The sequence below is a fragment of the Serratia sp. root2 genome, assembly GCF_031931805.1.
In the GTDB taxonomy this organism is placed as follows: domain Bacteria; phylum Pseudomonadota; class Gammaproteobacteria; order Enterobacterales; family Enterobacteriaceae; genus Serratia; species Serratia inhibens.
Genome location: NZ_JAUJXB010000001.1, coordinates 1742661 through 1768485 on the forward strand (window position 1 = coordinate 1742661; position 25825 = coordinate 1768485).

28 protein-coding genes and 1 pseudogene are annotated in these 25825 nt (G+C 52.4%); 15 read left to right on the forward strand and 14 right to left on the reverse strand.

The window, feature by feature from the left end; genetic code table 11:
- Positions 1 to 355: 355 nt before the first annotated feature.
- Both QZQ97_RS07840 and QZQ97_RS07845 read left to right on the forward strand, forming a co-directional pair.
- Positions 356 to 979: a LysE family transporter gene (locus tag QZQ97_RS07840; RefSeq protein ID WP_311992989.1), complete on the forward strand. Its 624-nt coding sequence runs from the start codon at positions 356 to 358 to the stop codon at positions 977 to 979.
- Positions 980 to 1026: 47 nt separating this feature from the next.
- A complete protein-coding gene (locus QZQ97_RS07845; protein ID WP_311992990.1) occupies positions 1027 to 1356 on the forward strand; it encodes a DHCW motif cupin fold protein in 330 nt (109 codons plus the stop codon).
- Between the two features lie 49 nt (positions 1357 to 1405).
- Here QZQ97_RS07845 and QZQ97_RS07850 read toward each other — a convergent pair whose 3' ends face one another.
- From QZQ97_RS07850 to QZQ97_RS07860, 3 genes are all read right to left on the reverse strand, one after another.
- The gene (locus tag QZQ97_RS07850; RefSeq protein WP_311992991.1) at positions 1406 to 2050 is read right to left on the reverse strand and encodes a Qnr family pentapeptide repeat protein; all 645 of its coding nucleotides are present in this window, start codon (positions 2048 to 2050) and stop codon (positions 1406 to 1408) included.
- 168 nt (positions 2051 to 2218) lie between these two features.
- A complete protein-coding gene (locus QZQ97_RS07855; protein ID WP_311992992.1) occupies positions 2219 to 2962 on the reverse strand; it encodes a DUF3658 domain-containing protein in 744 nt (247 codons plus the stop codon).
- A gap of 147 nt (positions 2963 to 3109) precedes the next feature.
- Positions 3110 to 3319 (reverse strand): hypothetical protein, encoded by a 210-nt coding sequence (locus QZQ97_RS07860; protein ID WP_004943339.1) that lies wholly within the window; start codon positions 3317 to 3319, stop codon positions 3110 to 3112.
- A gap of 154 nt (positions 3320 to 3473) precedes the next feature.
- On the opposite strand from QZQ97_RS07860, the gene QZQ97_RS07865 reads away from it, so the two are divergent.
- A complete protein-coding gene (locus QZQ97_RS07865; protein ID WP_311992993.1) occupies positions 3474 to 3824 on the forward strand; it encodes a GFA family protein in 351 nt (116 codons plus the stop codon).
- A gap of 43 nt (positions 3825 to 3867) precedes the next feature.
- Here the strand turns inward: QZQ97_RS07865 and rhaM are convergent, their stop codons facing one another.
- From rhaM to QZQ97_RS07885, 4 genes are all read right to left on the reverse strand, one after another.
- Positions 3868 to 4122 carry an L-rhamnose mutarotase gene (gene rhaM / locus QZQ97_RS07870; RefSeq protein ID WP_311992994.1) on the reverse strand — a complete coding sequence of 85 codons (255 nt, stop codon included), beginning with the start codon at positions 4120 to 4122 and terminating at the stop codon, positions 3868 to 3870.
- Between the two features lie 49 nt (positions 4123 to 4171).
- Positions 4172 to 5344 carry a Gfo/Idh/MocA family protein gene (locus tag QZQ97_RS07875; RefSeq protein ID WP_311992995.1) on the reverse strand — a complete coding sequence of 391 codons (1173 nt, stop codon included), beginning with the start codon at positions 5342 to 5344 and terminating at the stop codon, positions 4172 to 4174.
- Positions 5345 to 5358: 14 nt separating this feature from the next.
- Positions 5359 to 6282 carry a TIM barrel protein gene (locus QZQ97_RS07880; protein WP_311992996.1) on the reverse strand — a complete coding sequence of 308 codons (924 nt, stop codon included), beginning with the start codon at positions 6280 to 6282 and terminating at the stop codon, positions 5359 to 5361.
- Between the two features lie 204 nt (positions 6283 to 6486).
- Positions 6487 to 7524, reverse strand: coding sequence for a LacI family DNA-binding transcriptional regulator (locus QZQ97_RS07885; RefSeq protein ID WP_442995178.1), 1038 nt, complete (start codon positions 7522 to 7524; stop codon positions 6487 to 6489).
- A gap of 222 nt (positions 7525 to 7746) precedes the next feature.
- Between QZQ97_RS07885 and QZQ97_RS07890 the strand changes: the two genes are divergently transcribed.
- A complete protein-coding gene (locus QZQ97_RS07890; RefSeq protein WP_311992998.1) occupies positions 7747 to 8949 on the forward strand; it encodes an MFS transporter in 1203 nt (400 codons plus the stop codon).
- Between the two features lie 47 nt (positions 8950 to 8996).
- Here QZQ97_RS07890 and QZQ97_RS07895 read toward each other — a convergent pair whose 3' ends face one another.
- Complete coding sequence (locus QZQ97_RS07895; protein ID WP_311992999.1) at positions 8997 to 9404, reverse strand: hypothetical protein; 408 nt, start codon at positions 9402 to 9404, stop codon at positions 8997 to 8999.
- 184 nt (positions 9405 to 9588) lie between these two features.
- Here QZQ97_RS07895 and QZQ97_RS07900 point away from each other — a divergent pair, with 184 nt between their 5' ends.
- Positions 9589 to 10050 (forward strand): GNAT family N-acetyltransferase, encoded by a 462-nt coding sequence (locus tag QZQ97_RS07900; protein WP_311993000.1) that lies wholly within the window; start codon positions 9589 to 9591, stop codon positions 10048 to 10050.
- Between the two features lie 577 nt (positions 10051 to 10627).
- Positions 10628 to 11740 (forward strand): AI-2E family transporter, encoded by a 1113-nt coding sequence (locus tag QZQ97_RS07905; protein ID WP_311993001.1) that lies wholly within the window; start codon positions 10628 to 10630, stop codon positions 11738 to 11740.
- A gap of 104 nt (positions 11741 to 11844) precedes the next feature.
- On the opposite strand, the gene QZQ97_RS07910 is transcribed toward QZQ97_RS07905, so the two are convergent.
- The gene (locus QZQ97_RS07910) at positions 11845 to 13542 is read right to left on the reverse strand and encodes a hypothetical protein (RefSeq protein WP_311993002.1); all 1698 of its coding nucleotides are present in this window, start codon (positions 13540 to 13542) and stop codon (positions 11845 to 11847) included.
- Positions 13543 to 13799: 257 nt separating this feature from the next.
- On the opposite strand from QZQ97_RS07910, the gene QZQ97_RS07915 reads away from it, so the two are divergent.
- Positions 13800 to 13979 (forward strand): hypothetical protein, encoded by a 180-nt coding sequence (locus QZQ97_RS07915; RefSeq protein ID WP_311993003.1) that lies wholly within the window; start codon positions 13800 to 13802, stop codon positions 13977 to 13979.
- Positions 13980 to 14080: 101 nt separating this feature from the next.
- On the opposite strand, the gene tolA is transcribed toward QZQ97_RS07915, so the two are convergent.
- From tolA to QZQ97_RS07930, 3 genes and pseudogenes are all read right to left on the reverse strand, one after another.
- Complete coding sequence (gene tolA, locus QZQ97_RS07920) at positions 14081 to 14608, reverse strand: cell envelope integrity protein TolA (protein ID WP_311993004.1); 528 nt, start codon at positions 14606 to 14608, stop codon at positions 14081 to 14083.
- A 931-nt stretch (positions 14609 to 15539) separates the two neighbouring features.
- Positions 15540 to 15707: pseudogene (locus tag QZQ97_RS07925) on the reverse strand (NADP-dependent isocitrate dehydrogenase); the annotation flags it as partial.
- Positions 15708 to 15973: 266 nt separating this feature from the next.
- Positions 15974 to 16525 (reverse strand): hypothetical protein, encoded by a 552-nt coding sequence (locus QZQ97_RS07930; RefSeq protein ID WP_311993005.1) that lies wholly within the window; start codon positions 16523 to 16525, stop codon positions 15974 to 15976.
- Between the two features lie 643 nt (positions 16526 to 17168).
- Between QZQ97_RS07930 and QZQ97_RS07935 the strand changes: the two genes are divergently transcribed.
- Entirely contained in the window at positions 17169 to 17939 is a 771-nt protein-coding gene (locus QZQ97_RS07935) for a hypothetical protein (protein ID WP_311993006.1), read from the forward strand.
- Positions 17940 to 18217: 278 nt separating this feature from the next.
- Here the strand turns inward: QZQ97_RS07935 and QZQ97_RS07940 are convergent, their stop codons facing one another.
- Complete coding sequence (locus QZQ97_RS07940; RefSeq protein ID WP_311993892.1) at positions 18218 to 18328, reverse strand: DUF4113 domain-containing protein; 111 nt, start codon at positions 18326 to 18328, stop codon at positions 18218 to 18220.
- Positions 18329 to 18513: 185 nt separating this feature from the next.
- Between QZQ97_RS07940 and QZQ97_RS07945 the strand changes: the two genes are divergently transcribed.
- On the forward strand, positions 18514 to 19050 hold the full coding sequence (locus QZQ97_RS07945; RefSeq protein WP_311993007.1) for a YqaJ viral recombinase family protein: 537 nt from the start codon (positions 18514 to 18516) through the stop codon (positions 19048 to 19050).
- Between the two features lie 13 nt (positions 19051 to 19063).
- Positions 19064 to 19966 (forward strand): tyrosine-type recombinase/integrase, encoded by a 903-nt coding sequence (locus tag QZQ97_RS07950; RefSeq protein ID WP_442995179.1) that lies wholly within the window; start codon positions 19064 to 19066, stop codon positions 19964 to 19966.
- A gap of 113 nt (positions 19967 to 20079) precedes the next feature.
- On the opposite strand, the gene icd is transcribed toward QZQ97_RS07950, so the two are convergent.
- Entirely contained in the window at positions 20080 to 21333 is a 1254-nt protein-coding gene (icd, locus tag QZQ97_RS07955; RefSeq protein WP_311993008.1) for an NADP-dependent isocitrate dehydrogenase, read from the reverse strand.
- Between the two features lie 132 nt (positions 21334 to 21465).
- Between icd and rluE the strand changes: the two genes are divergently transcribed.
- The 5 genes from rluE (at position 21466) to purB (ending at position 25820) form a co-directional block, all read left to right on the forward strand.
- On the forward strand, positions 21466 to 22092 hold the full coding sequence (gene rluE / locus QZQ97_RS07960; RefSeq protein ID WP_311993009.1) for a 23S rRNA pseudouridine(2457) synthase RluE: 627 nt from the start codon (positions 21466 to 21468) through the stop codon (positions 22090 to 22092).
- A 61-nt stretch (positions 22093 to 22153) separates the two neighbouring features.
- A complete protein-coding gene (locus QZQ97_RS07965) occupies positions 22154 to 22600 on the forward strand; it encodes an NUDIX hydrolase (protein WP_311993010.1) in 447 nt (148 codons plus the stop codon).
- A 94-nt stretch (positions 22601 to 22694) separates the two neighbouring features.
- On the forward strand, positions 22695 to 23798 hold the full coding sequence (gene mnmA / locus QZQ97_RS07970) for a tRNA 2-thiouridine(34) synthase MnmA (protein WP_004943312.1): 1104 nt from the start codon (positions 22695 to 22697) through the stop codon (positions 23796 to 23798).
- A 2-nt stretch (positions 23799 to 23800) separates the two neighbouring features.
- A complete protein-coding gene (gene hflD / locus QZQ97_RS07975; RefSeq protein WP_311993011.1) occupies positions 23801 to 24427 on the forward strand; it encodes a high frequency lysogenization protein HflD in 627 nt (208 codons plus the stop codon).
- Between the two features lie 22 nt (positions 24428 to 24449).
- Positions 24450 to 25820 carry an adenylosuccinate lyase gene (purB, locus tag QZQ97_RS07980; RefSeq protein WP_004943305.1) on the forward strand — a complete coding sequence of 457 codons (1371 nt, stop codon included), beginning with the start codon at positions 24450 to 24452 and terminating at the stop codon, positions 25818 to 25820.
- The last annotated feature ends 5 nt before the right edge of the window (positions 25821 to 25825 follow it).

The following is a 25825-nucleotide window of genomic DNA, read 5'->3' on the forward strand; positions in this document are numbered from 1 at the left end:
AGGTCTGTTTTTGTTGGAAACTTATTGGGCACTAGAGAAGGTAATTCGCGGGAGAAGAGGTATCTATGGGATATCACTAATACTGAGAACTGCTTTACTAAAACTGCTTTCATAAGGTCTGTACTACAAACCGATGACGCTATTTACACACAGCCAGATTATTTAATCAAGGAATATTTATAATTATATTTATTCACACTATGAATTTATTACGTACGCCGCGAAGAAAACTCGCCGCCGAGAAAGGCGGCATACAGACAGAAGAGAAATTTTCCGCTCCGCACGATATCAGGATGGATTGTGGCCGCGATTCATTATAAAACTGCTGATATGTTCCTTTCTGATCGGCTGTAACATGATGATCGATATGCCCGCAGTCATCGCCGTCTTCACCCTGTATGTGGTCGGCGTAGTGGTACCTGGCCCCAATTTTGTCGCCGTAGCGCATAAAGCCGTCTCTGCCCGGCGGGCGGAAGCCTTCGCCCTGGTAGCCGGTATCGTGCTGGTCAATTTGTTCTGGGCCAGCGGCGCAATCCTCGGCATCGGCCTGGTTTTTGCCCTCTTCCCCTGGCTGGCGATGGCGGTCAAAATCGCCGGGGCCGGCTATCTGATTTGGTTTGGCTGCCGTCTGTTCGCCAAAGCAAAACCCGCCTCGGGTTTGATAAACGCAAACTCTCGTGCAAAGAGTGGATCCCGCGTCGCCTTTCTGCAGGGTGTCGCGACCAATATTGCCAATCCCAAATCTGTCGCCTTCTACGCGGCGGTATTCTCGTCAGCGGCGCCGGCGCATGTCTCAGCGGCGACCTTCGCCGCCATGCTGGCGGAAGTGGCGGTGATTGCCGGTTGTTGGTACGGGCTGGTCGTCCTGGTGCTGTCGCACGCCCCGATCGCCAGCGCCTACCGCCGCAGCAAAGCCCATATCGACAGGATCTGCGGCACGTTGATTGTTGGGTTGGGAATACGGCAGTTGCTGCGTTGACGGTGGCATGCCGGCCCAATTTATAGGCTGAGTCTCAGGAAAAAAACATGAAAATAACCGACCTCCCCTTCGGCATCACTGACTGGCAAGACATCGCCGCAACGGAGCATCCAGGCGTTACCGGCATGGCCTACTGGCGAACTCGCCGGTTCGGCGACCTGCGCGTCAGGATGGTTGAATACACGCCCGATTACCTTGCCGATCACTGGTGTACCAAAGGCCATGTTCTTCTGTGTCTGAGCGGTGAGTTACATACCGAGTTGGCCGATGGCCGACGCTTTGTTCTGCTGCCGGGCATGAGCTATCAGGTGGCGGACGACGCAGAACCGCACCGCTCGTCAACGCAAGGTGGAGCGCGGTTGTTTATCGTCGATTGATGCCTGCGCCGGCTTCCAGGCGTTGCCTGCTCCTCAGCAGTCAACCGCTCTAACCGATAATCGCAATACCCAAGCGCTCCATGATTTGGAACGCCTGATAACTGTCCAGTTTGACCCCTTGCAAATCGATGCCACGCACGTCCAGTTCGCCCAATTCGGAATTGGTCAGGTCGCAATGGGTAAAGTTGGCGGCACGCCAGTCGAACGAAGAAAATTCGCCCCCAGAGAGATCGGAGCCGCTGAAGGTCGCGCCGAGGACCTGCGCCCCATTCCAGCGGTTTTCCCACAGCTCGCACTTCTCCAGCACCACTTTCGAAAAGTTGGCGTAGCTGAGGTTGGTTTTGGTGATGTAAGCGCTGCAGAACCAGGTGCGCGTGGTGATCATGTTCATAAAACTGGCACCGCGAAAATCGGCGCCCTGGGCGCGACACTCGCGGATTTCAATGCCCAGCGCACTGGCATTTCTGAAGTCTGCCATCGATAAATCGCAGCTTTTGAAGCCGGCGTCTTTCAATAGCGCGCGGCTGAAATTGCCGCCTTGCCGGCTCTCGCGATCATAAAACTGGCAGCCGATAAACTCGGTGCCGGTCAGATCTGCTCCCGAGAAATCACAGTTGCGAAAAATGCCGTTTTCAATCTTCTCACCGGTAAACCGGTTACGACCAATTTTTTCACCATCCAAAACCAGCGCCATGCAACCAACCTGTTTATTTATACAGTTATCGGCGCATTATAAGCCGATCCTCTCGGCCGAGAAAACCGCTTTGGCGTTTTTTCTCCGCCGGAAAGCACAAAAAAAACCGCTTTGGTATATTTTCCCGCCGAAAGGCACAAAAAGAGCCGTCATGCGCCGTGAGGGGGGTTATGCCTGCCTGACCTTGATGCGGTTCATGTTCATGCCGGCGGTCTGAGCCTGCAATGCGCCCTGTGCAATCAAGGCGTACAAACGGAAATTAAGAAAGGTATCCCCCACCAGATAAGGCGAGTTCACCATCGCTTCGCCCACCACCCGCGAACCCTGGGTGTAATCTGCGGGGCAGGCATCCAGCAATTGGCGGTCGTAAAAATTCTGCGCCTGGCCGTGCACCGCGTTTTCCGCAAAGATCCGCACCGGCGCATTCTCCGCCAGCAGACGCTGCCAGTCGGCGGTGAGTGCCGTTTTGTCTTCCGACGTCAGCTCGCGCCGTCGGATCCACAGCGGCTCCAGCATCTCCGTCGTACACCAGCCGGTGCTCGGTCGCCCGGTGTGTTCGGTTACGCTGACGACAAAGATGGGGCGTTCGCCAAGTAGCGGCAGCAACGCGCGCAGCATCAGTTGTTCGTCGGCGTTATCGGCGACCCACAGGGTCACTTGCCCGGTGACGGCGGCAAGCTGCGCTTTTAACGTCGTCACACCCGCCTGGCACTCTTCAGAAGTGTCCCACTCAGGTGCGTTAACGGATTGGTACAGATCGCGAAACCAGCGGGTTCTGGCCTGCAGCGCGCTATCGTCGTCGAGCGCATACAGCGGCCCAAATGACAGCCGGTCGGGAAAATCCAGCACGTCCTCTCCCGGGTAAGCCAGCCGTACACAACTGCCCGACAATACGATATGCACATTCTTCATCAACGTTCTCCTCACGCTCTTTCCTAAGATAATCCTGAGGTCGATTTTACAACCTTTCCCGTTTCGCTCTATGACAAACAATCCGAATATGTCGGACAAAATGCAAAAAACCGCCCACAGGGGCGGTTGATGATGGGACGCTGGCGCTTACTTCAACGCTTCCTGAATGGCATCCGCCATGGGGCCAATGTGCTTTTCGGCGGCTTTCAGTTGAAAATCCACGCCGTTGCCGTCGTTGGTATCGGACAATGTAGCCTTGATCAACTCCAGCGCCGCCTGCACCGCCACTAGCCTTTTATGCTGTTCGTCCGTGACAGGTTTGGAGCTCATCGTCGCCGGGTAGTATTGCTCTAACATCGTTCTCTCCTTGTGATTGGGCCAAGCCCTACCCTACCAGCCTTTCCCCCGGTTCTCTAATGAGGCAGATCACTCTATCGTCCCACAGAAGGCCTGAGTGGCGAAAAAGTGAACTACAATGGAACGAACCGACGTTTTCAGCAGGTGAACCCCTATGTCCTTTCAAGGAAGCTGTCACTGCGGCGCCGTCACCTTTACGGTGAAGGCCGAACTGCCCCATGAAGCCTTAAGCTGTAACTGCTCGATTTGCCGCCGCAAAGGCATGTTGCTGGCGTTCTTCCCTATCGATACCTTCGAGCTGAACAGCGGTGAAGACTTGCTGCGCGGCTATACCTTCAACAAACACATTATTCAGCATCAGTTCTGCCAAACCTGCGGTACCGAGGCTTTTGCCTACGGTAAAGGTCCGGACGGCGCGGCGATGTGCGCCATCAATCTACGCTGCGTGCCTGCTCTGGCGCTGGATGGGTTGAACATACACCCGTTTGACGGTGCCAGTGCCTGAATGGCAACAAGGCGGGAAATATCCCGCCCTGTTGTTTTGTCCGCTACGCCAAATAAAACACCGGTTTTAGCGCTTCGCTTACCGGGCTATTATCGGCATGGCTCGGCATTAAATCGCGCATCGACACCCACCAGCGTTGGCACACGTCGGTGTCGGCCACCGCCTGCCAACGAGCCTCGGATTCAATCTCGACTACCGCGAACAACAGGCTGCGCCCGGTATCCAGAAAGATACTGTAGCGATGCGCCCCATGCTGTTTCAGCGTCTGCGCCAGCTGACGGCTGGTGGCATAGCCCATGTAAAACTCATTAAGGATGTCGCTAAAGGCCCGCCACGCCGGCGGGGCTTTAGCGAAATTCAACCCAGCTTGCACCGGCATCTGCAGAACGCACGCAGTTTTCCACCCAGCGCACCCCCATCGCCCCGGCATGCACGTCGGGGTACCAGAAATCTGCCAGGAAAGCCTCGTCCCGCCGATCGGTGGCGTCCATCGCCAGCGCAAAACGGCGGTACAGATTTGACCAGGCTTCAAACAGCCCCTCGGGATGACCGCCGCCAATCCTGTCGTCCGCCAATGCGGCGTGATCCAGATAGGGCATGCCCCGCTCCAGAATGCGCACCGGCTCGCCCTGTACTTCAAAGCGCATTTGGTTAGGCTGTTCGTCCCACCATTCCAGGCTGGCCTTCTCGCCGACGATGCGTACCTTCTGCCCATGCATCGAGCCGCTGTTGACCGCCGAGCACCACATCGAGCCAACGGCGCCATTGTCGTACTCCATCAGCACATAGGCGTTGTCTTCCAGCGGAGTACGGGTTTTGACAAAGCTCTGGCGGCTGCACATCAGACGTTTGACCTTCAATTGCGGCACCATGGTTTCCGCCAGGAACAACGGATGGGTAGCCAAATCACCCAATACATAGCTGGGGCCGACAAAACGCGGATCCACCCGCCAGCGCGTGCTGGGGTTTTCCTGCTCCACCGCCGTGGCGTGAAAACCGTGCGAGAACTGCATGTTGATAATGCGAATGTCGCCCAACAGACCGTCGGCAATCATCTGCCGGGCCTGCAAAATCAGCTGGTGGCCGGAATAGCCGTAGGTGACGCCGATAATTTTTTGCCGTTTTTCACACAGCTCGACCAGCGTTTGCGCCTCTTCGGCGGTAAAGCACAACGGTTTTTCGCACACTACGTGCAGGCCGGCCTCCAGCGCCGCCTGGCAAATAGCAAAATGGGTGTTGTTTGGCGTGGCGATGGAAACCGCCTCAATACCGTCCGATCTCGCGGCTTCCTCGCGGAATAACTCGGCATAGTCCGAATAGCAGCGCTCCGCCGCCACGCCCAGACTTTGCCCGAAGCTGCGCCCGCGTTGCGCGTCAATATCAAACGCGCCTGCCACCAAGCTGAAAGTCCCGTCGCGCAGCGCGGCAGAACGGTGGATATAGCCAATTTGACTGGTGCCGCCGCCGCCCACCATGCCCCAGCGCAGGGAGCGTTCCAGAGGTTTAATGCCGTTGATCATCACGTTTCTCCTGATTAAAAACCGACTGTTCGCAAATAATTAAGGCTTTCCATCACATCCTGCAGGCTGCCCTGCACGTTGCGCGGATCGCGTTCCTGCTCAATGGTGATCCATCCCCGGTAACCGCGTGCCGCCAGCAATGCGCGTACCGCAGGGTAGTCAATGGCCCCCTGGCCCAACGGACACATCACCCCTTCCGCGCAGGCGGTAAAGAAATCCAGCCCACGCGCCAGCACGTTGCGGAAGACTTCCGGGTCAACATCCTTGAAATGCAGATAATCGATACGCGCAAAATAGGTGTCGAGCCAGGCCACCGGATCCATGCCGGAGTAATACAGGTGACCGGTATCCAGGCACAGCCCGGCGGTGTGATGCGGGATCTGGGCAGCCAGCCGCTCTATTTCATCGGCGAACTCGATACAGCCACCGGCATGCGGATGGATCACCGGCCTGACGCCATATTCCCGCCAGGCAATCTCGCTGACCGTTTTGATGTGGCCGATCATCCGGTTCCAATCCGCATCGCTCAGGCGCGGCGCCTGTGCATACTGGCCGGCCAATTTGGCCCGCTGCGGATTGCCGAAATCGATAATCACCAGATACGGCGCGGAGAAAGACCTGCCCTGAGTTTTCTGCGCTTTAGGCGCCTGAGACAAATTGCGGCAAATGTTGTGCGTCAGCGCGAGGATATGGCTGAAGTTTCGCTCGCTGACCAGATCATCAAAAATGGTACCGGCCACCAGCGAAAGCCTGTGCCGCTCCAGTTCCGTGCTCAAGGCTACGGCGTCTATCGGCAAGTAGCCCCACGGCCCCAGTTCTATGCTGCCGTAGCCGGCGGCGCTCGCCTCCTGCAGCACTTTCCGGTAAGGCGGAAGATAGGGATTTTTAGGGTCGTCCACCCCCCAACTGCAGGGCGCATTGGCAATCGGTAAATTCATCGTCTTGGTTCCGTTTCGAGCAGCATGTAACGCCAGTATCAAACAAACGTTTCGAAACAACCAATGATGAAACTTTCATTTTTTGATGGAGATCGCGTTAAATTTGATAGTTAAAATGATGGTTTTTTATCAAATACAGGCAGGCCGCGACCTGCAAGATAGCGACGCAACTCAGGGGAAAAAGGCCCGCAGCGGGGCCGGCGATCAGATATTTTCTTTGGTGATCAGATCAAAGCGGTTAATGACGTGCATAAAACCAGGGTGTTCGCCGCCGCCGGCGGCGACAAAGCTGTTGATGACCGACGCGGCGAATTCATGAATGCGGTGCGTCAACATCAGATCCAGCGTGCCGTCGATCAACGCCATCTCCGCGTTTTCCACCGGGCCATGACAAACCAGCATCACGTCGTGCTGCCTGCCGCTCTCCCGCAACGCGGCGATAATCCCTTCCACGCCGCCGCAGGGCGCGTACAACGCCACCAATTCGGGGTGCTGCGCCAACATACTCAATGTCACCTCTCTGGCGCTCTCGGCCCGTTCATGGCTGCGTAGCGGCTCCAGCACCTGGTGTCCACTTTGGTGTTCGCGCAGGTAAGAGCGAAAGCTGATTTCGCAGCTTTCCTGGCACAGGAAGCGATTATCACCGATGATAACCCCAACTTCCCCCTGTTTTCGACACATGCGCTCTACCGCCCAGGCAGCCGTGCGGCCGGCCTGCTGATTATCCAGACCAACATAGCCGGCCCTGCTGTGCACTGACAGATCCGACAGCAGCGTAAACACCTTAACGCCCACGCGGCAAGCTTCTTCGACCGCATAACGGATCATCGGGTTATCCAGCGCCACCACCCCCATCACATCCACGCTCTGGCTCAGTTGCGTAATGGCAGCGGCGGTATCGCTTACCGCGCTGATGTCATGAAAAATGAACTGCGGCGGATGGGCCAGATCGCAGTACGGCGCGGCCTGTTCCAGCAGGCTTTCCGCTAACTGCGCATAGAAAGAATGTTCGCGGCGCAGCAGGATAAAACCCATTTTTAGCCGCACCGGCGACTGCCCGGCCGCCTCGAACAACCGGTGAGACTTTTCGAGGGCAAAACCCAGTTTTTTCGCCGCCGCGATAACTTTGCGTTCCGTTTCCGGCCGTACCGACGTGCGCCGGTTCATCACCCGGTCAACCGTAGCAATGCCGACCCGTGCTTCCCGGGCAATGGCGCTCATGGTGGTTTTCTTGCCTGCCATACTCTTCCTCATCACGATTTTGATAAAAACTATCATGGTGGCGATGACGGAGGAAACCCGGCCAGGGGTTTTGTGTGATCGGGCGCGTTAATCGCGATTTGAGTCGTTGCAGAGAGCGGTCAAAAGCTCGAAATGAACGTTTTTTGGGCAGGCGAAGCAACAATTGAACTGCTGCTGTTTTCGCCGTAACGCATAGTCTGATTTTATCCCCCGGAGCGAATCATGATATCGACAAAATCTGACGCCATCGCGTCTGCAGCGCCCAATGCCACCCAGTGGCCGGCGATCCTGAACATAGTGTTCGCCGGTATTGCGGCAGCCCTGCAGGTGGGCAAAGCGACGATTGCATTACCGGAGTTGCAACGCGAGTTCGGCCGCTCGCTGGAGTCATTAAGCTGGGTAATCTCGGCCTTCCCTTTCGTTGGCGTGTTCAGCGGCATCCTCGTCGGCATTTTGGTCCGCCGTTGGGGCGATCGCCGCTTGCTGTGCCTTGGGCTGGTGATCATCAGCGCCGCCAGCTTTGTCGGCGCCGGCCTGCATAACTTCAACGGACTGATCGCCACGCGGTTCATCGAAGGCCTGGGTTTCGTCATCGTCGTGGTCGCCGCCCCGGCGGTACTCAATCGCGTGGTTCAGCCGCAAAAGCGTAATCTGGTGTTTGGCATCTGGAGCACCTTTATGCCGGCGGGCATCGCCCTCTCGATGTTTTTCGGCCCGTTGCTCGGCGGCTGGCAACAGAGCTGGCTGGCGAGCGCCGCTCTGACGCTGTTAGCGGCGTTGTTGCTGCCGCTGACGACCCGCCGGGAGGCTACCGGCTCCGTGGCGGCTTCACACATCGGCCTGCGCCAGGCGTTGTCTCGCCTGTTGCGCGCACGACAACCTGGGCTGCTGGCGCTGATATTCACCAGCTACAACCTGCTGTTCTTTGCGGTAATGGCTTTTTTGCCTCTATTTTTGATGCAGCACGTCGGGCTGTCGCTCGCCAGCACGGGCAGCATCAGTGCCGCGATCATAGCCGTCAATATGATTGGCAATCTCTCCGCCGGTTTACTGTTGTCGCGTGGGATCAGCACCAAAGCACTGCTCACCGGCACCTTTATCGCCATGGGGCTGACCGGCAGCGGTATCTTCTTCTCGGTAACGCCGATGAATATGCTGATACCGCTGTGTTTTTTGTTTTCCGCCATCAGCGGCATGCTGCCTTCTACCCTTCTCGCCGCCACGCCGATGTCGTCACCGGAACCGACCCTCATCCCACTGTGCCTGGGGTTGGTGATGCAAGGCAATTATCTGGGCCAGGTGATCGCCCCCATCGCGATAAGCAGCATCGTCGCCAATGCCGGCTGGTCCGCCCCCGCCGCAATGGTACTGGCCGCCGCCGCATTGGGCGTGGCGTTGGCATTGCGACTATCAAGCCGACAATAAAGACAAGTAAAAAAGGCCGCTTGCGCGGCCCTGTATTCCCGTAATGATTACTTCACTCGCCACATGCGGTATTGGCCCCAAAAGCCATTTTCCGCAAGGTATTCCTGATCTGTCCCATCGGCGATGATATCGAGGGTTTTTCTCATCCCCATCGACAGAACATTACAGTCATTGCTCACTTTCAGTTTGTGTGGGCCTTTATCCAGATAGGCAATGGCGTATTGATTCTGCCGCAGCAGGGCAATTTTAGTCTCATCGACCGCCACCACAAACCGGCAGGTACCACCGCTGCCACCACCGATAAACTGCTTATTTCTGGTAACAGTCACTTTACTCTGTACCACATTTTCTTTTTTCTCAGCATATTTGGTGCTCAACACTTCATCCGCCGGGCCATATGGCCTTGCACAGCCTACCAGAGTAAATAATGCTGCCGCTAATAATAATATTTTCATTGTAATTCCTGATTAATTAAAGCGTTACAATGATAACACCCTGTCGTAAAAGGGAAAATAAAACTCTCGATCAAGCTGTCTGCCAGCCGGAAAAGGAATACGATTTCCCCCTGCGCCGCAACGCAGCCAAAGGGCGCTGTGATACTGTGGTTATCTGGATGCCCCCTGTTATACGAGAGCGAGTATGGCTGTATCTATTGAAGAAACCGCGGTGACCGATACCGGTTTTGCTGCGTTGGTGACGGCGCTGGACGACTACCAGCAACCGCTTTACCCCGCCGCTTCATGCTATTCGGTGTCGGTTGAGGAAATGACGTCGTCAGAAACCTGCGCTTTTGTCGCAAAAAGCGCAGGCGGCTACGCGGGCTGCGGCTGCCTGTACATTTCAGAGGGTAAAATTGCCGAGATCAAGCGCATGTACGTTGATCCGCGCTTTCGCGGGCAAGGTATCGCCTACCGGTTGATCGAGGTTATCGAGCAGAAAGCGCAATCGCTGGGTTATGGCGAACTGTATTTGGAAACCGGCGTTAACCAACCCGAGGCGATCAGCCTGTACCGAAAAGCCGGCTACCGACAGACAACGCGCTTTGGCAACTACTCGCCTGATCCGCTGAGCGTTTATATGATGAAGCGCCTGATGGGTTAGACGTAATGCAAGACATCCGATCTGAGCGGGAGATTCAACGGCCGGCGTTTAACTTATGGATTTCCGCCGCCCTTTCCTCGCCCGAACGCAACGTCTGAATAGCGTAATTTTATTTTTTATCCGCCATGTTCAGTATGCCCTGGCAAATCACTACAGTTATCTTGATGGATATGGCCAATGGTGCTCCAGCCCTGACAGTGACAACGTGCCCGTGGCTATCAGGTAAATCACCAAACCGCCAAAAGCGATCGCTACCAACATCTCAATGAATTTAAGTCGTTTATGCTCAGTCATTTGCCTACCTCTGCGTTTCAGGTGAAAATACCTTCACCTAAAACGTAGATAACCCGCTCCTTCACATCAAGGTGAACTCACAAAATGAAACACAATCAATAAGATTTATTGATAATTTACACAAAAACCCGTGAGCAATCCGGCTTACAGGCTATAGAACCTCCGCTCGCCAACAATCTGCTAACTGTTAAATCATTGTGATGCTATGGTTTGTTTGTCACCGCGCGTCAATGTCGGTGAGCACCAAGATTCACCGATAAAATCTATCATCAGAGGGACTGATATGATGTCTAAAGGTATTTCAAAGGGATTCTTTATTCTGATCCTTTTCATCGTCACCGCCGCTTTTCTGGACGTACTGGGTCCCTATTACTCGTCGGTGCTCTGGGCCATCATATTGGCCGTGATTTTCCACCCGCTGAAAAACAAGCTTAAGCAATACCTTGGCGACCGCAACGGCCTGGTCTCATTGTTAACGTTGCTGGTGATCTGCCTGATTGTGTTCACCCCATTGGCGATCATCGCTTCGTCGCTGGCGCTTGAATTCAACGTTCTCTACGAAAAACTGCAGAACAACAATACCCAACTGCCTGCGATGCTGGCCGAAGTGATGCAGCATTTACCCAGTTGGGCACGGCATTTTCTGGCGGAGCATAACCTCGACAGCGCCGCGGAAATACAAAAGCAGCTTTCCGAAGTGGCGCTCAAGGGCGGGCAATTCCTGGCGGGCAGCGTATTCCTGATCGGCAAAGGCACGTTCAACTTTGCCGTCGGCTTTGGCATCATGCTCTATCTGCTGTTCTTCCTGCTGAAAGACGGCCCCTATCTGGTGACCCTGGCGCTTGAGGCGCTGCCGCTGTCCGAGCACGTTAAACACCACCTGTTCGTGAAGTTCGCCGCCGTATCCCGCGCGACGGTGAAAGGCACCGTGGTGGTGGCGATTGTGCAAGGCGCCCTTGGCGGCCTGGCATTTTACATCACCGGCATCGATGGCAGTTTGCTGTGGGGCGCGCTGATGGCCTTCCTCTCCATCATCCCCGCCGTCGGTTCCGCCATTATCTGGGTACCGGCAGCCATCTATTTCTTCGCCACCGGCATGCTGTGGCAAGGTGCATTCCTGGTCGGGTTCTTCGTGGTGGTTATCGGGTTGGTCGACAATATTCTGCGCCCGTTGCTGGTCGGCAAAGACACCAAGATGCCGGATTACCTCATCCTGATTTCCACGCTGGGCGGGATGGAGATTTACGGCATCAATGGCTTCGTTATCGGCCCGTTGATCGCCGCGCTGTTCATCGCCTGCTGGAATATCCTTTCCGGCCGCGACAGCGAGGAAACCACCGACGAGATTGATGAAGCCTTTATCGAAGAAGGCAAAAATCATCCTGATGCCGGTTAAGTTGGGCTTCGGGATTCTGTTGTCAGTTCCGTGATTTGCCTGTAACGCAGGAAAGGTCGGACTAAACCGACCTTTCCTGGCTGGAACCGAACACCTAATGGGGTTTATGGGGTTAGGTTAAACGTAGACTCCTGAGGATACTTCATTACAGCCGTTTTTGCGGGATCTGCTGCAACCCATGACTGCGGACTGCGCCACGATGCCAAGGACAAAGTACCCGCTAATTTAGGCTTGGCGGTATAATTGCCAGCAACCACCGTTGGCCCCCATGACATGAAACCACTCCCATCACCATCAACCACAATTGGCGGATTGGTCGTACTTTTCATATTGGACAATGTGATTTGGCCAAAAGTAGGCAATGAAGCCGCAGTCACATAAATCACCGTACCATTAATACCATCGACCAGAACATTTTTAATGACAGGCGCACCATAGGTTTCAATGAACGTAGTTGTCGAGAGGGAACCCCCTGGATTATAAGCTTCGATGCTTCCTATATTGTTCTTTCCGTTCAGGTAAATTGTTCTGTTTACTGATGTATTTCCCACGCTACGCATGTAAACCCGGCCAATATTCATACCATTCGCCCGTAAAAACACCGCATTACCAAAGTCGACATAGGCGTCACAAATAATGGATGAGATATGAATTTTATCAATTGTATTTTGCAGCACATCATCAGCAGAAATGATTATCGGCGCGTAACCAACAAAACCGCCACTGATATACACATCACCAACCAAGATCTCTGAGGAGCCGGATTGAATAATCACCCCGGCGTTAATCGAACCGATTGAAACATCACCAATTGAAATACTTTTACCGCTAATCCAAACACCTACCCCCAAGTTACCGGAAATGTATGTTGACAGATAAATACTGCCTACATTAATTACACCTGAAACATTGACGTATTCACCGGCAATAGCCAATCCGCCCGCGCCGGTGTAACGACACTGCACATCGGAGATGTTGACATACTTGCAACCGTCCTGATGTCCGTCCTGCCCAGTGCTGATTAAACATCCCCTTGCTGCTGTAGTTTTCTCTTCACTATCCGAAGGAATAACACCGGCATACTCCACGTTAATGTTATGACAAGAGACGAATTGGCTATAAATGACAATGGCATCACCGGCACACCAGCCACATTTAACGTTGCTAATATGGTTGTTATTATTTCTTTCCGACCAAACAGAGTTTCTTAAATCATCAGCAACGACATTAGTAGTAAAAGTATTGCCAAATACGCGAAAAGCATTGGTAAAACCGGAAATGTTTAGATTGTTAGCGTAGCCGTTGGCATAATTTAATGCATGGCAACTTGCAACATTCTCCCATTTTGACGTCGTGTGGACCGGCCCTGTTACGGTGAAGTTTTCATAGTTTTTCCCTGAGGTATATCCTCTTTTACTGCCATCAGCCAATATTTCGTCCCACATACTGCCAGTCGGATCTGTCCAGATAAAAGAACAGCCATTACCATTAATGGTTTGCATTTCAGCGCCGGCAGGAAAAACAAGTTGGCTGGTCACTTTATATACCCGCCCCGCGGTACCACACACGCTGTTACCCGTGTTGATCGCCAATTGCCAAGCCTGAGTATCGTCGGTAACACCATCACCTGCAGCGCCAAATGATTCGGGGGTAGTTATTACAGAACATGTTTGCAACATACTCATCTCTCCAGTATCAGTTAAGTGTCCAGACAGAGGTTGCCAGATAGGCATATGACAAGATACGAGGATGTATTGTGTGGTGTACCAGCGACCGTTTACAGGATAAACCCGTTTCTGCATGCCGCTATTCCTCCTGTAATCACATTCTGAGAACTGTCACTTCCGTCAGCCATTGGATGAGTTATGTCTCAATTGAATACTCTGTTCACGGTTCTCTGAGTGGGTGACAAATCGGACACTTTGCTGGTGGGGTTGCCGGGCAGGAAGAACACCTAACCCATCATCGTCCAACAGCCCCGAAAAGCGGCTGAGCGCGGCTTGATTGTTAATGCAAAAGGGGGGATATTTTCATCCATATCTCTCGAAAAGGATGTCCCATGAGCGCCGCCTGGATCAAAGCGTGGTTTACCTTCGCCACCGTTTACACCTGCATTGCCCTCAGCAAAGAAATAAGTGAACAATTCTTCGCCTGTGCCCAGTGGCCCAAATTTGTCGGCGCTATCGGCATGCTCGCCATTGCTTGGGCTGCACGCGCCAAACTGAAAGAAATGAAATAAGGTCGTTGATCATAAAAAATGGGAGCCCAGAGGCTCCCGTTTTTATTCAAATTGACCCGGCCCAAATAGCGTTGACACGTTTTCCCCTTTCATTCAGGTACTCAGGGGCGGAATTCCAATATAGGATTTTTCAAGGCATCATAAACGGCTGGTGAAGGCGGTTTGGGAAAACGGGCCTTTGTGGCCGCCTTTATCGCGGCACGACAAAGATCAGGGTCACCTTCTTCGGCTCGCGCATTTATAAGCATGCCATCCGGTGCCAGCATAAGTCTTAAAGAGCATCGTTTACCGGTATATGAGCCGGCGTCTTGAAAATGGCTTTGAATAGCGGATTGTATCTGCGCGGCATACTGGCTAGCCTCCGCCCCAGGTACAGGTGCTGTTTTACCTTCGAAGGCAGCAAACATCGCATCGACACCCTCATCAGACGGCACAGGTTTAATCGCAGAACTCGTCTTCACACACCCCGTCAACAACAGCGCGGCGATAACAAGCGATAATGCCGGCGCGCAAATCCTAAACCCCAAATGAACTCTCTTCATGATTCCCTTCTTTAATAGAATATCCGCAGGAAAGAATAATAAACCAACACAGGCAAATTTAAGCAGGTTTAGGTCAATGTCTTGCAAACCCGTTGTCGATTTTCGCATCAATCATGCGAGCACACAGGGATAGGGAGGCCGTACATTTGCAGTGCCAAGGGATTGAGCCATCGGCCATAGCGGGTCGGCGATACGAAGTCTGCCAGGTATGCGGCGGATGTTCGTTGAGGCTGAAATGCAAAAAGGCCACACCGGAGTGCGGCCCTGTGATTACGCGATTTGTAATCGATTTTTCAATGGTGAATGCCGCTGTGTGGCATTACTGGATGGATTACAGGTTGGTACATTTATTTGTGATATCACTGCGCCAAGACTTACCCTTATCCTTGACCTTGCAGTTATGTGCATCTCGATGGCTTAACACTTTACCGGAGCAGTTCTTCGCGCTATAGCACGTACCAGCAGCCGCAGACGCGGTTAAAGGAAGTAAGAGGCAGGAAGATAGAACAACTAAAATCGACAAATTTTTCATAGCATGTGTCCTTATGCGTAAGTTCATAAATTGGTCTTTTCGTTGCGCGCACAACAACTTTAAAATAGCCCCATCACACTGTATGTCCAACTTTTGTGCTGATTCGTATATTGAATGTTTAGGTAAAAATCCGATTTATATAAACATGTCAGAGCTTTCAACTACCCTTATCTCTCGAAAATCACCGCACCAATGACCGTTACGACTCACTTCCGTCGTAGTTCATTCAGAGACAGGATGTGTTTGCGTTGCGGTTGACTGGAGGCTAAAACGATAAGGGCCAAGCATAAGCTCAGCCCTGTAATCGTTGAACCTCATAGTAGAAGTGATTTCTTGCTTGTTCTTGTTTTGAAAGTAAGTCTTTCTGTAAAGCCAGATGAGAAAACCGACTAAGTGTTTGATAACTTGTTTTGATAACCGTTGCACTTTGAACAATAAAAAACGGGAACCATCAGGCTCCCGTTATCATTTAACGCTAAAACACACTTACATATGTTTAACGATAGCGTCGCCAAACTCTGAACATTTCAGCAGCTTAGCGCCTTCCATCAGGCGTTCGAAGTCATAGGTCACGGTCTTGGCAGCGATTGCGCCTTCCATGCCTTTAACGATCAGGTCAGCCGCTTCGAACCAGCCCATGTGACGCAGCAGTATTTAAACAAACATCCACTAACGATATAATTTAATTTAAGTTAAAAAAAACAACACTCATTGTTAGTCTCCATTTAACCTATTCATACCCCTTTGAGTTTAATAACTTTTTTTTGGGTTTTGATAACTAATAATTAACTCGTAGCGGTGATTTCACATCATGCTCAGTTTAACTGACAAGAGGAACCGATACATACGTAGGTACATGTACTTACTATCATGTAGATAATGCAACTTCCCATCATCGTATAAAAAATATTACTCCATTGTTATTTAAAAACAAAATTCTCACTATATAACTCATGTACCGACCTTTGGAGCTCCAACCCGGTAACTTCTCCTTCCGAAAATTTATTCGTCATATCAATTATATTGCTCCAACCTTCACTTATTTTTGACTTTGAAAATAAATGTTCTGTTGCCACCCAAGAATCGCAACAATTCAAAAAAACCTGATTGAATTGGTTAAATTTTCTAGCCTCATTAGCTGCATCTCTATCTCCCCCAGTTAATTCGAAACAAGAGTCGACGTATTTTTGCCCATAAACTACCTTTACTTTGTCGAGGTAATCAGGATATGAATAACACGCCGTCTTAAGTGCCATCAGTGATTTTTTAAAATCCATTTTAATTTTTAGTATCTCTTGTTTTTTCCAAGTATCAATAGCTCTCCAGGCTATACCTAATGTAATCAAGGAAATAGTCGTACTCACTGCAGTTAACAGCATAGTAAAATAAGCCCAACCTGCAGCCTCTTGGGCAACACTGACAGCGTCTCTAGCCGCAATCATATTTTCATAGGATATATAATTAGCATCCATTTTCAGCCTTATCTATAATAATATTAGCGATTACATCAGAAAATATTCACTTTTCTTCCACTGATACTCATCTCCGCTGTAACACTCATATCGAGTATTCAAGTCTAGCCAACCCACCAACATCAGATTAACCGCTACGATGCTCTCATAAGAGCAATGCGAAGTGTGATCGTACTCAAATAGAGATCCGTGCCTACTACCTTGATGTACTGGTATCTGTACTAAAATTTTCCATTGTATTAGATAACACCCACACCTAACACATAACGTGCCTCCAGCCCCCATCCGCTCTTATGATTAATCAACGTGAAGACAAGTGTATCTCACTCCTGTCAAGCATGGTTATGGGTCAGACTGGTGGGTAGAAATGAAACGCAACCCATTATCAATACACGCCGTTGAAATCGCAGCCACCATACGAATGTTCAAATCACTGTGGGTTCATAGCTACACATGGCACAAAGTGATGTCAAATCAAACGAAGTATACACAAGAATGCATATTGAGTTAATTAAATCTCCACAATTTGATGCAAATGATTTAATTTTAAATCTAACAATTTTAAAAATCAATCAAATTGAAATTTGAACATTGCACCAAAAAAAACTAACATACATGGGAATATACAAATGGAGGTTTGCAAATGGATATCAGACAATACACAGAACTTGTAAAACTTATAGAGTCAAGTGGTTTTAATCCTTGGGCAATAGCTGTAATGATATTACTTAGCGGTCTTATTGCTTATTTTTGTGCATTTCTAAGCGCATCTCAGTCTGAAAAAGGAAAAATGAGCGCAATTAATGAAAATTTTGAGAAATTAAAAAAACAACTAGGTGAAAATACAAAGCTAACTAAAAGAATAGAAACACAATTCTCTGAAAGGCTATGGATTAATCAACAGGTTTGGTTGAGAAAGCAAGAGATCTACGAAGATATATTTACTCAGCTTGATAGAATTTCTAGACATGCAAAGCTTGAAGTCAGCCATTATTGGACTGCATCACACTATAATGAAGGGCCAGATATTCAATATGGCATGAGCGATGCTGAAGCTAATGAGATATATAAAGAATGGAAAAAGGATCAGGAAGCTTACAACGAACATGTCAATAGTGAAGCATTTAAAAATGGGAAAAAAGAATCAACTGAACTACACAAGAAGTCATTAAAACACTTAATAGAAATTACATTTATAAAAAGTGTTTTCCTATCTAGCGAGACTCAGAATGCTATAGAGTCCCTGGTAACAGCAGCCGATCGTAGTTATTATGATGAAGATTCATGGTACGATTACGTTACAACTTTAGATTCCACTTGCCAGCAAGTCATCGGCACAGTCAGAAAGGCATGTTCAATTGAACTATCAATAAATCAACCAAGCGAAACAGTAAACCCAACGGTAACTAATTGATTTATAATTGTAAAATTCACACCTAAAAGTCTGTGTGTTGCCCGCCAATTTTGGCTAGAATGTAATTTCGATAGATCTTGGAGCAATTTTCTCTTGAACGTGCAGTGACACTTGATACTGGCAAATGAAAACATAACATTGCTCAAAGACTTTGTATTACATCCTATCGGAAATTCAGCCAGCAATATCAGAAACGATACTGTCGACCTGATTAAGCTTATTGTACCTATATTCGTTTAATACACCCGAGAGCGCGGTAGATCACTCAGTCGCGTCGTTTATGCCGACGACAGTAGCTCATGTTTCATTGACCATGACTGATGTGCCCCTTGCCCAGCGAACCATAGCTGGGCCCTGCCCGAGTTATTGATGCGATCAAGCACACCCATCACAAGCTTGGTAGTCACTAGGTTACCCCATTACCCGGATGACCAATTCAGCGCAAATCTTCCTGGCTGGCAAAAGATGATCGAATCCGGCAGAAAAAAAGCCAACGCCGTGATCGCCACCGTCAGTACCAAATTCACCCTTTCAGAAGCTCAAACCGAAGCTATCCGTAAATTGGAGCCTATCGATGCAAATCATTAACGTACAGCAGGGTTCTGCTGAATGGCACGCGCTGCGCGCCAAACACTTCACCGCCAGCGAAGCGCCAGTGATGATGGCCGCGTCCAGCAAAATGCGCCGAGACGAACTGCTGAGCATGAAAGCCACCGGAACGGAACGCGAGATCAGCGATTGGGTGCAAGCCAACCTTTTCGACAAGGGCCACCAGCAAGAAGCAACGGCGCGGATCATCGTTGAGAGCATGATCGGCGAGGATCTTTATCCAGCGACTGCTGTCGATGACTATTTGTTAGCCTCGTTCGATGGTATGACCATGATGGAAGACACGCTGTTCGAACATAAAATGTGGAATGCCAGCCTGGCGGAAGCCGTGCGGCAGCAGGAATTGCCGCCGGAATATTACTGGCAGTTGGAGCAGCAATTGTTAGTGAGCGGCGCAGACCGCGTAATTTTCGTTTGTTCCGATGGCACCGAGGAAAACTTTGTCTCGATGGAATACCGGCGGCAGATTATACCTGCCAACCGGTTGATGCTGTTGCGCTGATGTCGGAGGTGAAATGAAAGAGCGCCCAGTGATGCCGGTCAATGAAACCGCTCAGCTCATTCACGCAGATTGCATGGAAGCCATGCATCTAATCGGCGATGGCTCAGTTGATATGGTGTGCGCTGACGTGCCCTACGGCACCACGCAATGCGCTTGGGACTCTGTTATTGACCTTGAGCTGATGTGGTCACACCTACACCGTATCGCCAAACCAAATGCCGCTATCGTGCTATTCAGCGCGCAGCCGTATACCTCTGTTCTGGTCAACAGCAACATCCGGAACTGGAAAACAGAGTGGATTTGGGAAAAAGGCAACGCGACTGGTTTCCTAAACGCCAAGAAGCAGCCGCTACGCGCCCACGAAAACATCCTCGTGTTCTATCGCGGCATGCCGACATACAACCCGCAGTTTACTGAGGGGTACATGAAGAATGCAATGCTGCTAGCACTCGTTACAGCCCAACGGCAGGGTGATATCAGCAAAATGCAGTTTACAGACGTCTGGGACGGACACTTACACGTTGAACAGATTAAAACGGGGGCGAAAGTCGCCATTCCCTTATCTCTTCACTGCGATGCCATTGGTATGACTCTGGAGCAAGTGATCACTCAATGTCGGGATCACATCGTAAGCCCTTATTTGGTCCACTACACGCACAATACGGCAATGGCCAGGCGTGGTGGTATGGTCAAAGCCAACACGATCAGCACCAGCTTTAAAAAAATTCGGGAGCTATCGGGGTTGTCATGGGACAAAGGATCGCCCCCTACTTTTCATGAAATTCGGTCGCTTTCGGAACGCGTATACAGAGAGCAAAAAGTTAATACCAAGGATTTATTAGGACATAAAAGCCAGCGTCAAACTGACCGCTACAATGATGCTCGAGGTAAAGAATGGAAGGTTGTGGGCATATAAAATTAGGTCAACTTTTAAGCAGTTTTGCAGAAGAATTTTGCAGAAGAACTTTTTGAGAGAGGAAAAACTACGGGGGCCGAAGCCCCCGTTGACATTTTCAGCAGTGCTGAAAATTACATGTGCTTAACGATAGCGTCGCCAAACTCTGAACATTTCAGCAGCTTAGCGCCTTCCATCAGGCGTTCGAAGTCATAGGTCACGGTCTTGGCAGCGATTGCGCCTTCCATGCCTTTAACGATCAGGTCAGCCGCTTCGAACCAGCCCATGTGACGCAGCATCATTTCTGCGGACAGGATGATGGAACCTGGGTTCACTTTGTCCTGGCCTGCATACTTAGGCGCGGTGCCGTGGGTCGCTTCGAACAGTGCGCAATCGGAACCGATGTTGGCGCCCGGTGCGATACCGATACCGCCAACCTGTGCGGCCAGGGCGTCGGAGATGTAGTCACCGTTCAGGTTCATACAGGCGATCACGTCGTATTCCGCCGGGCGCAGCAGGATTTGCTGCAGGAAGGCGTCGGCGATCACGTCTTTAACCACGATCTCTTTACCGGTGTTCGGGTTCTTGATTTTCAGCCATGGGCCGCCGTCGATCAGTTCGCCGCCGAACTCTTCGCGCGCCAGTTCGTAGCCCCAATCCTTGAAGGCACCTTCGGTGAACTTCATGATGTTGCCTTTGTGAACCAGGGTCACGGAGTCACGGTCGTTGGTGATGGCGTATTCGATCGCCGCACGTACCAGACGTTTGGTCCCTTCTTCGGAACATGGCTTGACGCCGATACCGCATTGTTCCGGGAAGCGGATTTTCTTCACGCCCATTTCGTCGCGCAGGAACTTGATCACTTTGTCTGCTTCGGCAGAACCGGCTTTCCATTCGATACCCGCGTAGATGTCTTCGGCGTTTTCGCGGAAGATCACCATGTCGGTCAGCTCTGGCTGTTTAACCGGACTAGGGGTGCCCTGGTAGTAACGCACCGGACGCAGACACACGTACAGGTCCAGTTGCTGGCGCAGAGCCACGTTCAGGGAGCGAATACCGCCACCGACCGGGGTAGTCAGCGGGCCTTTGATGGCAACGCGGTAGTCACGGATCAGATCCAGAGTTTCTTCCGGCAGCCACACGTCTTTCCCGTAAACGTGAGTGGATTTTTCACCGGTGTAGATTTCCATCCAGGAGATTTTACGTTCACCGTGGTAGGCCTTTTTCACAGCCTCATCAACCACGTGAATCATAGCAGGGGTAACGTCAACGCCAATGCCGTCGCCTTCGATGAACGGGATGATCGGGTTATTCGGAACAACCAGTTTACCCTGGGCATCGACCGTAATCTGTTTACCTTCTGCCGGAACAACTACTTTGCTTTCCATCAACCTCTCCTTCAAGCGCAATTTTTGTTAATGCTTTGTAAGATGCGTGTAGATACTACTCGAATATTCAGTCCGCGCCAATCCGAAACGGATTCGGTTATAATGCGCCTATCATCCGTAATCTCAACTGTTATGAAAAAATTCCCTGTTAAAAATCACAACGTTAAACGATTCAGCAAGCCGAACGCCGCCAAACCCGCTGTAGCACAGGGTCCGCGCCGCGTGGTGTTATTCAATAAACCCTTCGATGTGCTCCCCCAATTTACCGATGAGGCCGGCCGCGCCACGCTGAAAGAATACATTCCTTTTCCCGATGTATACGCCGCTGGGCGACTGGATCGCGACAGCGAAGGATTATTGGTGCTGACCAATGACGGCAAGCTGCAAGCGCAACTCACCCAACCGGGCAAACGCACCGGCAAAGTGTATTACGCCCAGGTGGAAGGCGCGCCGCAGGACGCCGATCTGGCGCCGCTGCGCAGCGGCGTTACGCTTAAAGACGGCCCCACTCTGCCGGCGGGCGTGGAGCTGGTCTGCGAGCCGGAATGGCTGTGGCCGCGCAACCCGCCGATCCGCGAACGCAAGGCGATCCCCACCGCCTGGCTGAAAATCACCCTGTTCGAGGGCAGAAATCGCCAGGTGCGTCGCATGACAGCGCATATCGGGTTCCCTACCCTGCGCCTGATTCGCTACAGTATGGGCGAGCTTTCCCTGGGCGCCTTACAACCTGGCGAATGGAAAACCCTTGATTCGCTGTAGCCAGCCGCGGGAAAAACCAAGGGTATGCCAGCACATCAACCAGCCGCTGCAAGAGGCCGTTATGTTTAAACCGCACGTCACCGTTGCCTGCGTGGTTCACGCCGCCGGGAAGTTTCTGATCGTCGAAGAGACCATCAACAATAAAGCGTTATGGAACCAGCCGGCCGGCCACCTGGAGGCCGATGAAACCCTGGTGCAAGCCGCCGAACGCGAACTGTGGGAAGAAACCGGCATCCGCGCCACCCCGCAATCGTTCCTCAAGCTGCACCAGTGGATCGCCCCGGACAACACGCCGTTTTTGCGTTTTTGCTTTGTCATTGAGCTGGAGCACCCCCTGCCCACCGAACCGCAAGACAGCGATATCGACCGCTGCCTGTGGCTGAGCGCCGAAGAGATTTTGCAGGCACCCAACCTGCGTTCCGCACTGGTTGCGGAAAGCCTCCGCTGTTACCAGCAGCCGGAGCGCTACCCGCTGTCGCTGGTCAGCAGCTATAACTGGCCGTTCTGAGATGAATAAGTGCCGTGCGCCCGCGCGGCCAACGTGGTAAAATCCTGCGCTTGTTTTTTATCGCACGGTTCGTGTTCAAGTTCGTGAGACTCCCATGTCAGATAACAGCCAGAAAAAAGTAATCGTCGGTATGTCCGGCGGCGTCGACTCTTCCGTTACTGCCTATTTGTTACAGCAGCAGGGCTATCAGGTCGCTGGGCTGTTTATGAAGAACTGGGAAGAGGACGATGACGAAGAATATTGCTCCGCAGCGACCGATTTGGCCGACGCGCAGGCGGTATGCGACAAACTCGGCATCGAGCTGCATACGGTGAACTTCGCGGCAGAGTACTGGGACAACGTTTTTGAGCTGTTCCTCGAAGAGTACAAGGCCGGTCGCACGCCGAACCCGGACATCCTGTGCAATAAAGAAATCAAATTCAAAGCCTTCCTGGAATTCGCCGCAGAAGATCTGGGGGCTGACTTTATCGCCACCGGGCACTACGTGCGCCGCCAGGACGTGGACGGCAAAAGCCGCCTGCTGCGCGGCGTCGACGGCAACAAAGACCAAAGCTACTTCCTGTACACCCTGAGCCACGAGCAGGTCGCGCAAAGCCTGTTCCCGGTCGGTGAACTGGAAAAGCCGGAGGTGCGCCGCATCGCCGAGCAGCTGGAGCTGGTTACCGCCAAGAAAAAAGACTCTACCGGCATCTGCTTTATCGGCGAGCGCAAATTCCGTGATTTCCTCGGCCGCTACCTGCCGGCGCAGCCAGGCCCTATCGTTAACGTCGATGGTCAGACCGTCGGCGAGCACCAGGGGTTGATGTATCACACCCTCGGCCAGCGCAAAGGGCTGGGCATCGGCGGTATGAAGGACAGCAGCGAAGATCCGTGGTACGTGGTAGACAAAGACGTCGCCAACAACGTGCTGGTGGTCGCTCAGGGGCATGATCACCCGCGCCTGATGTCCACTGGCCTGATCGCGCAGCAGCTGCATTGGGTCGATCGCCTGCCGCTGAGCGGGCCATTGCGCTGTACGGTGAAAACCCGTTATCGCCAGCAGGATATCCCGTGCACCGTTACGCCGCTGGATGACCAGCGCATCGAAGTGCGTTTCGACGAGCCGGTCGCCGCCGTCACCCCAGGCCAGTCAGCCGTGTTTTATCAGGACGAAATCTGCCTCGGCGGCGGCATTATCGAACAGCGTTTACAGGAGTAACCGTGGCGAAGAATTATTATGACATTACGCTGGCAATGGCTGGAATCAGCCAGTCGGCGCGTCTGGTCCAGCAGCTGGCGCACGAAGGGCAATGCGATAAAGACGCCTTGCATGTCTCGTTGAGCAGTTTGCTGCAAATGGATCCCCCTTCCACGCTGGCGGTGTTCGGCGGCGAAGAGCGCAACCTGAAAATGGGCCTCGAGACGCTGATGGGCGTGCTCAATGCCAATAACAAGGGGCCGGGTGCCGAACTGACCCGCTATACCATCAGCCTGATGGTGCTGGAGCGCAAGCTCAACGCCAACAAGCAGGCGATGAACCAGCTTGGCGAACGCCTCGGCCAGCTTGAGCGCCAGTTGGCGCATTTTGATTTGGAATCGGACACCATTATCAGCGCGCTGGCCGGCATTTATGTCGACGTGGTCAGCCCGCTCGGGCCGCGCATCCAGGTGATAGGTTCGCCGGCTATCCTGCAGAACACGCAGGTGCAGGCCAAGGTTCGCGCCACGCTGCTGGCCGGCATCCGTGCCGCCGTGCTGTGGCAACAGGTTGGCGGCAGCCGCCTGCAATTAATGTTTTCTCGTAATCGTCTGTTTAAACAGGCGCAAAATATCGTTGCTCATTGTTAATCGATCCCAGGAGTTGCTACCGATGGAATTATCCTCACTGACCGCCGTTTCACCCGTTGATGGACGCTACGGTGATAAAGTCAGCGCACTGCGCACCATTTTCAGCGAATACGGTCTGCTGAAATTCCGCGTGCAGGTTGAAGTACGTTGGCTGCAAAAACTGGCCGCCTGCGCAGAAATCAAGGAAGTTCCCGCTTTTGATGCCGACGCAAACGCTTTCCTCGACAAGATCGTCGCAGAGTTCAGCGAAGAAGACGCACAGCGCATCAAGACTATCGAACGCACCACCAACCACGACGTGAAAGCGGTTGAGTATTTCCTGAAGGAAAAAGTGGAAGCCGTCCCTGCCCTGCAGGCGGTCTCCGAGTTCATCCACTTTGCCTGCACCTCAGAAGATATCAACAACCTGTCCCACGCGTTGATGCTGCAAACCGCACGTCAGGACGTGGTGCTGCCGTACTGGCGCAAAATCATCGATTCGATCAAGGGCCTGGCGCTGGAATATCGCGATATTCCTTTGCTGTCCCGCACCCACGGCCAGCCGGCGACCCCGTCGACCGTAGGTAAAGAATTCGCCAACGTGGCCTACCGCATGGAACGCCAGTTCCGTCAGCTGGAACGCGTTGAGATCATGGGTAAAATCAACGGTGCGGTCGGCAACTACAACGCCCACATCGTCGCTTACCCGGAAGTGGACTGGCACCAGTTCAGCGAAACCTTCGTCACCTCGCTGGGCATCACCTGGAACCCGTACACTACCCAAATCGAACCGCACGACTACATCGCCGAGCTGTTCGACTGCGTGGCGCGCTTCAACACCATCCTGATCGACTTCGACCGTGATATCTGGGGTTACATCGCCCTGAATCACTTCAAGCAGAAGACCATCGCCGGTGAAATCGGTTCTTCCACCATGCCGCACAAGGTCAACCCGATCGACTTCGAAAACTCCGAAGGCAACCTGGGCCTGTCCAACGCGGTGCTGAGCCATCTGGCCAGCAAACTGCCGGTTTCCCGCTGGCAGCGCGATCTGACCGACTCCACCGTGCTGCGTAATCTGGGCGTGGGCCTGGGCTATGCGCTGATCGCCTATCAGGCGACCATGAAAGGCATCAGCAAGCTGGAAGTGAACCAGGCGCACCTGCTGGACGAGCTGGATCACAACTGGGAAGTGCTGGCCGAGCCGATCCAGACCGTAATGCGCCGTTACGGCATCGAAAAGCCGTACGAGAAGCTGAAAGAGCTGACCCGCGGCAAGCGCGTGGATGCCGCCGGCATGCAGGCGTTCATCGACGGTCTGGCGCTGCCGGAAGAAGAGAAAACCCGCCTGAAAGCCATGACCCCGGCAAACTATATTGGCCGCGCCGCCACCATGGTTGACGAGTTGAAGTAACCTGT

What these genes read in the sequence shown, in the direction of transcription:
- QZQ97_RS07840 (WP_311992989.1), top strand. Translation starts at nt 356, where the DNA reads ATGATGATCGATATGCCCGCAGTCATCGCCGTCTTCACCCTGTATGTG.
- QZQ97_RS07845 (WP_311992990.1), top strand. Translation starts at nt 1,027, where the DNA reads ATGAAAATAACCGACCTCCCCTTCGGCATCACTGACTGGCAAGACATC.
- QZQ97_RS07850 (WP_311992991.1), bottom strand. Translation starts at nt 2,050, where the DNA reads ATGGCGCTGGTTTTGGATGGTGAAAAAATTGGTCGTAACCGGTTTACC.
- QZQ97_RS07855 (WP_311992992.1), bottom strand. Translation starts at nt 2,962, where the DNA reads ATGAAGAATGTGCATATCGTATTGTCGGGCAGTTGTGTACGGCTGGCT.
- QZQ97_RS07860 (WP_004943339.1), bottom strand. Translation starts at nt 3,319, where the DNA reads ATGTTAGAGCAATACTACCCGGCGACGATGAGCTCCAAACCTGTCACG.
- QZQ97_RS07865 (WP_311992993.1), top strand. Translation starts at nt 3,474, where the DNA reads ATGTCCTTTCAAGGAAGCTGTCACTGCGGCGCCGTCACCTTTACGGTG.
- rhaM (WP_311992994.1), bottom strand. Translation starts at nt 4,122, where the DNA reads ATGGGCTATGCCACCAGCCGTCAGCTGGCGCAGACGCTGAAACAGCAT.
- QZQ97_RS07875 (WP_311992995.1), bottom strand. Translation starts at nt 5,344, where the DNA reads ATGATCAACGGCATTAAACCTCTGGAACGCTCCCTGCGCTGGGGCATG.
- QZQ97_RS07880 (WP_311992996.1), bottom strand. Translation starts at nt 6,282, where the DNA reads ATGAATTTACCGATTGCCAATGCGCCCTGCAGTTGGGGGGTGGACGAC.
- QZQ97_RS07885 (WP_442995178.1), bottom strand. Translation starts at nt 7,524, where the DNA reads ATGGCAGGCAAGAAAACCACCATGAGCGCCATTGCCCGGGAAGCACGG.
- QZQ97_RS07890 (WP_311992998.1), top strand. Translation starts at nt 7,747, where the DNA reads ATGATATCGACAAAATCTGACGCCATCGCGTCTGCAGCGCCCAATGCC.
- QZQ97_RS07895 (WP_311992999.1), bottom strand. Translation starts at nt 9,404, where the DNA reads ATGAAAATATTATTATTAGCGGCAGCATTATTTACTCTGGTAGGCTGT.
- QZQ97_RS07900 (WP_311993000.1), top strand. Translation starts at nt 9,589, where the DNA reads ATGGCTGTATCTATTGAAGAAACCGCGGTGACCGATACCGGTTTTGCT.
- QZQ97_RS07905 (WP_311993001.1), top strand. Translation starts at nt 10,628, where the DNA reads ATGATGTCTAAAGGTATTTCAAAGGGATTCTTTATTCTGATCCTTTTC.
- QZQ97_RS07910 (WP_311993002.1), bottom strand. Translation starts at nt 13,542, where the DNA reads ATGCAGAAACGGGTTTATCCTGTAAACGGTCGCTGGTACACCACACAA.
- QZQ97_RS07915 (WP_311993003.1), top strand. Translation starts at nt 13,800, where the DNA reads ATGAGCGCCGCCTGGATCAAAGCGTGGTTTACCTTCGCCACCGTTTAC.
- QZQ97_RS07930 (WP_311993005.1), bottom strand. Translation starts at nt 16,525, where the DNA reads ATGGATGCTAATTATATATCCTATGAAAATATGATTGCGGCTAGAGAC.
- QZQ97_RS07935 (WP_311993006.1), top strand. Translation starts at nt 17,169, where the DNA reads ATGGATATCAGACAATACACAGAACTTGTAAAACTTATAGAGTCAAGT.
- QZQ97_RS07940 (WP_311993892.1), bottom strand. Translation starts at nt 18,328, where the DNA reads ATGGGTGTGCTTGATCGCATCAATAACTCGGGCAGGGCCCAGCTATGG.
- QZQ97_RS07945 (WP_311993007.1), top strand. Translation starts at nt 18,514, where the DNA reads ATGCAAATCATTAACGTACAGCAGGGTTCTGCTGAATGGCACGCGCTG.
- QZQ97_RS07950 (WP_442995179.1), top strand. Translation starts at nt 19,064, where the DNA reads ATGAAAGAGCGCCCAGTGATGCCGGTCAATGAAACCGCTCAGCTCATT.
- icd (WP_311993008.1), bottom strand. Translation starts at nt 21,333, where the DNA reads ATGGAAAGCAAAGTAGTTGTTCCGGCAGAAGGTAAACAGATTACGGTC.
- rluE (WP_311993009.1), top strand. Translation starts at nt 21,466, where the DNA reads ATGAAAAAATTCCCTGTTAAAAATCACAACGTTAAACGATTCAGCAAG.
- QZQ97_RS07965 (WP_311993010.1), top strand. Translation starts at nt 22,154, where the DNA reads ATGTTTAAACCGCACGTCACCGTTGCCTGCGTGGTTCACGCCGCCGGG.
- mnmA (WP_004943312.1), top strand. Translation starts at nt 22,695, where the DNA reads ATGTCAGATAACAGCCAGAAAAAAGTAATCGTCGGTATGTCCGGCGGC.
- purB (WP_004943305.1), top strand. Translation starts at nt 24,450, where the DNA reads ATGGAATTATCCTCACTGACCGCCGTTTCACCCGTTGATGGACGCTAC.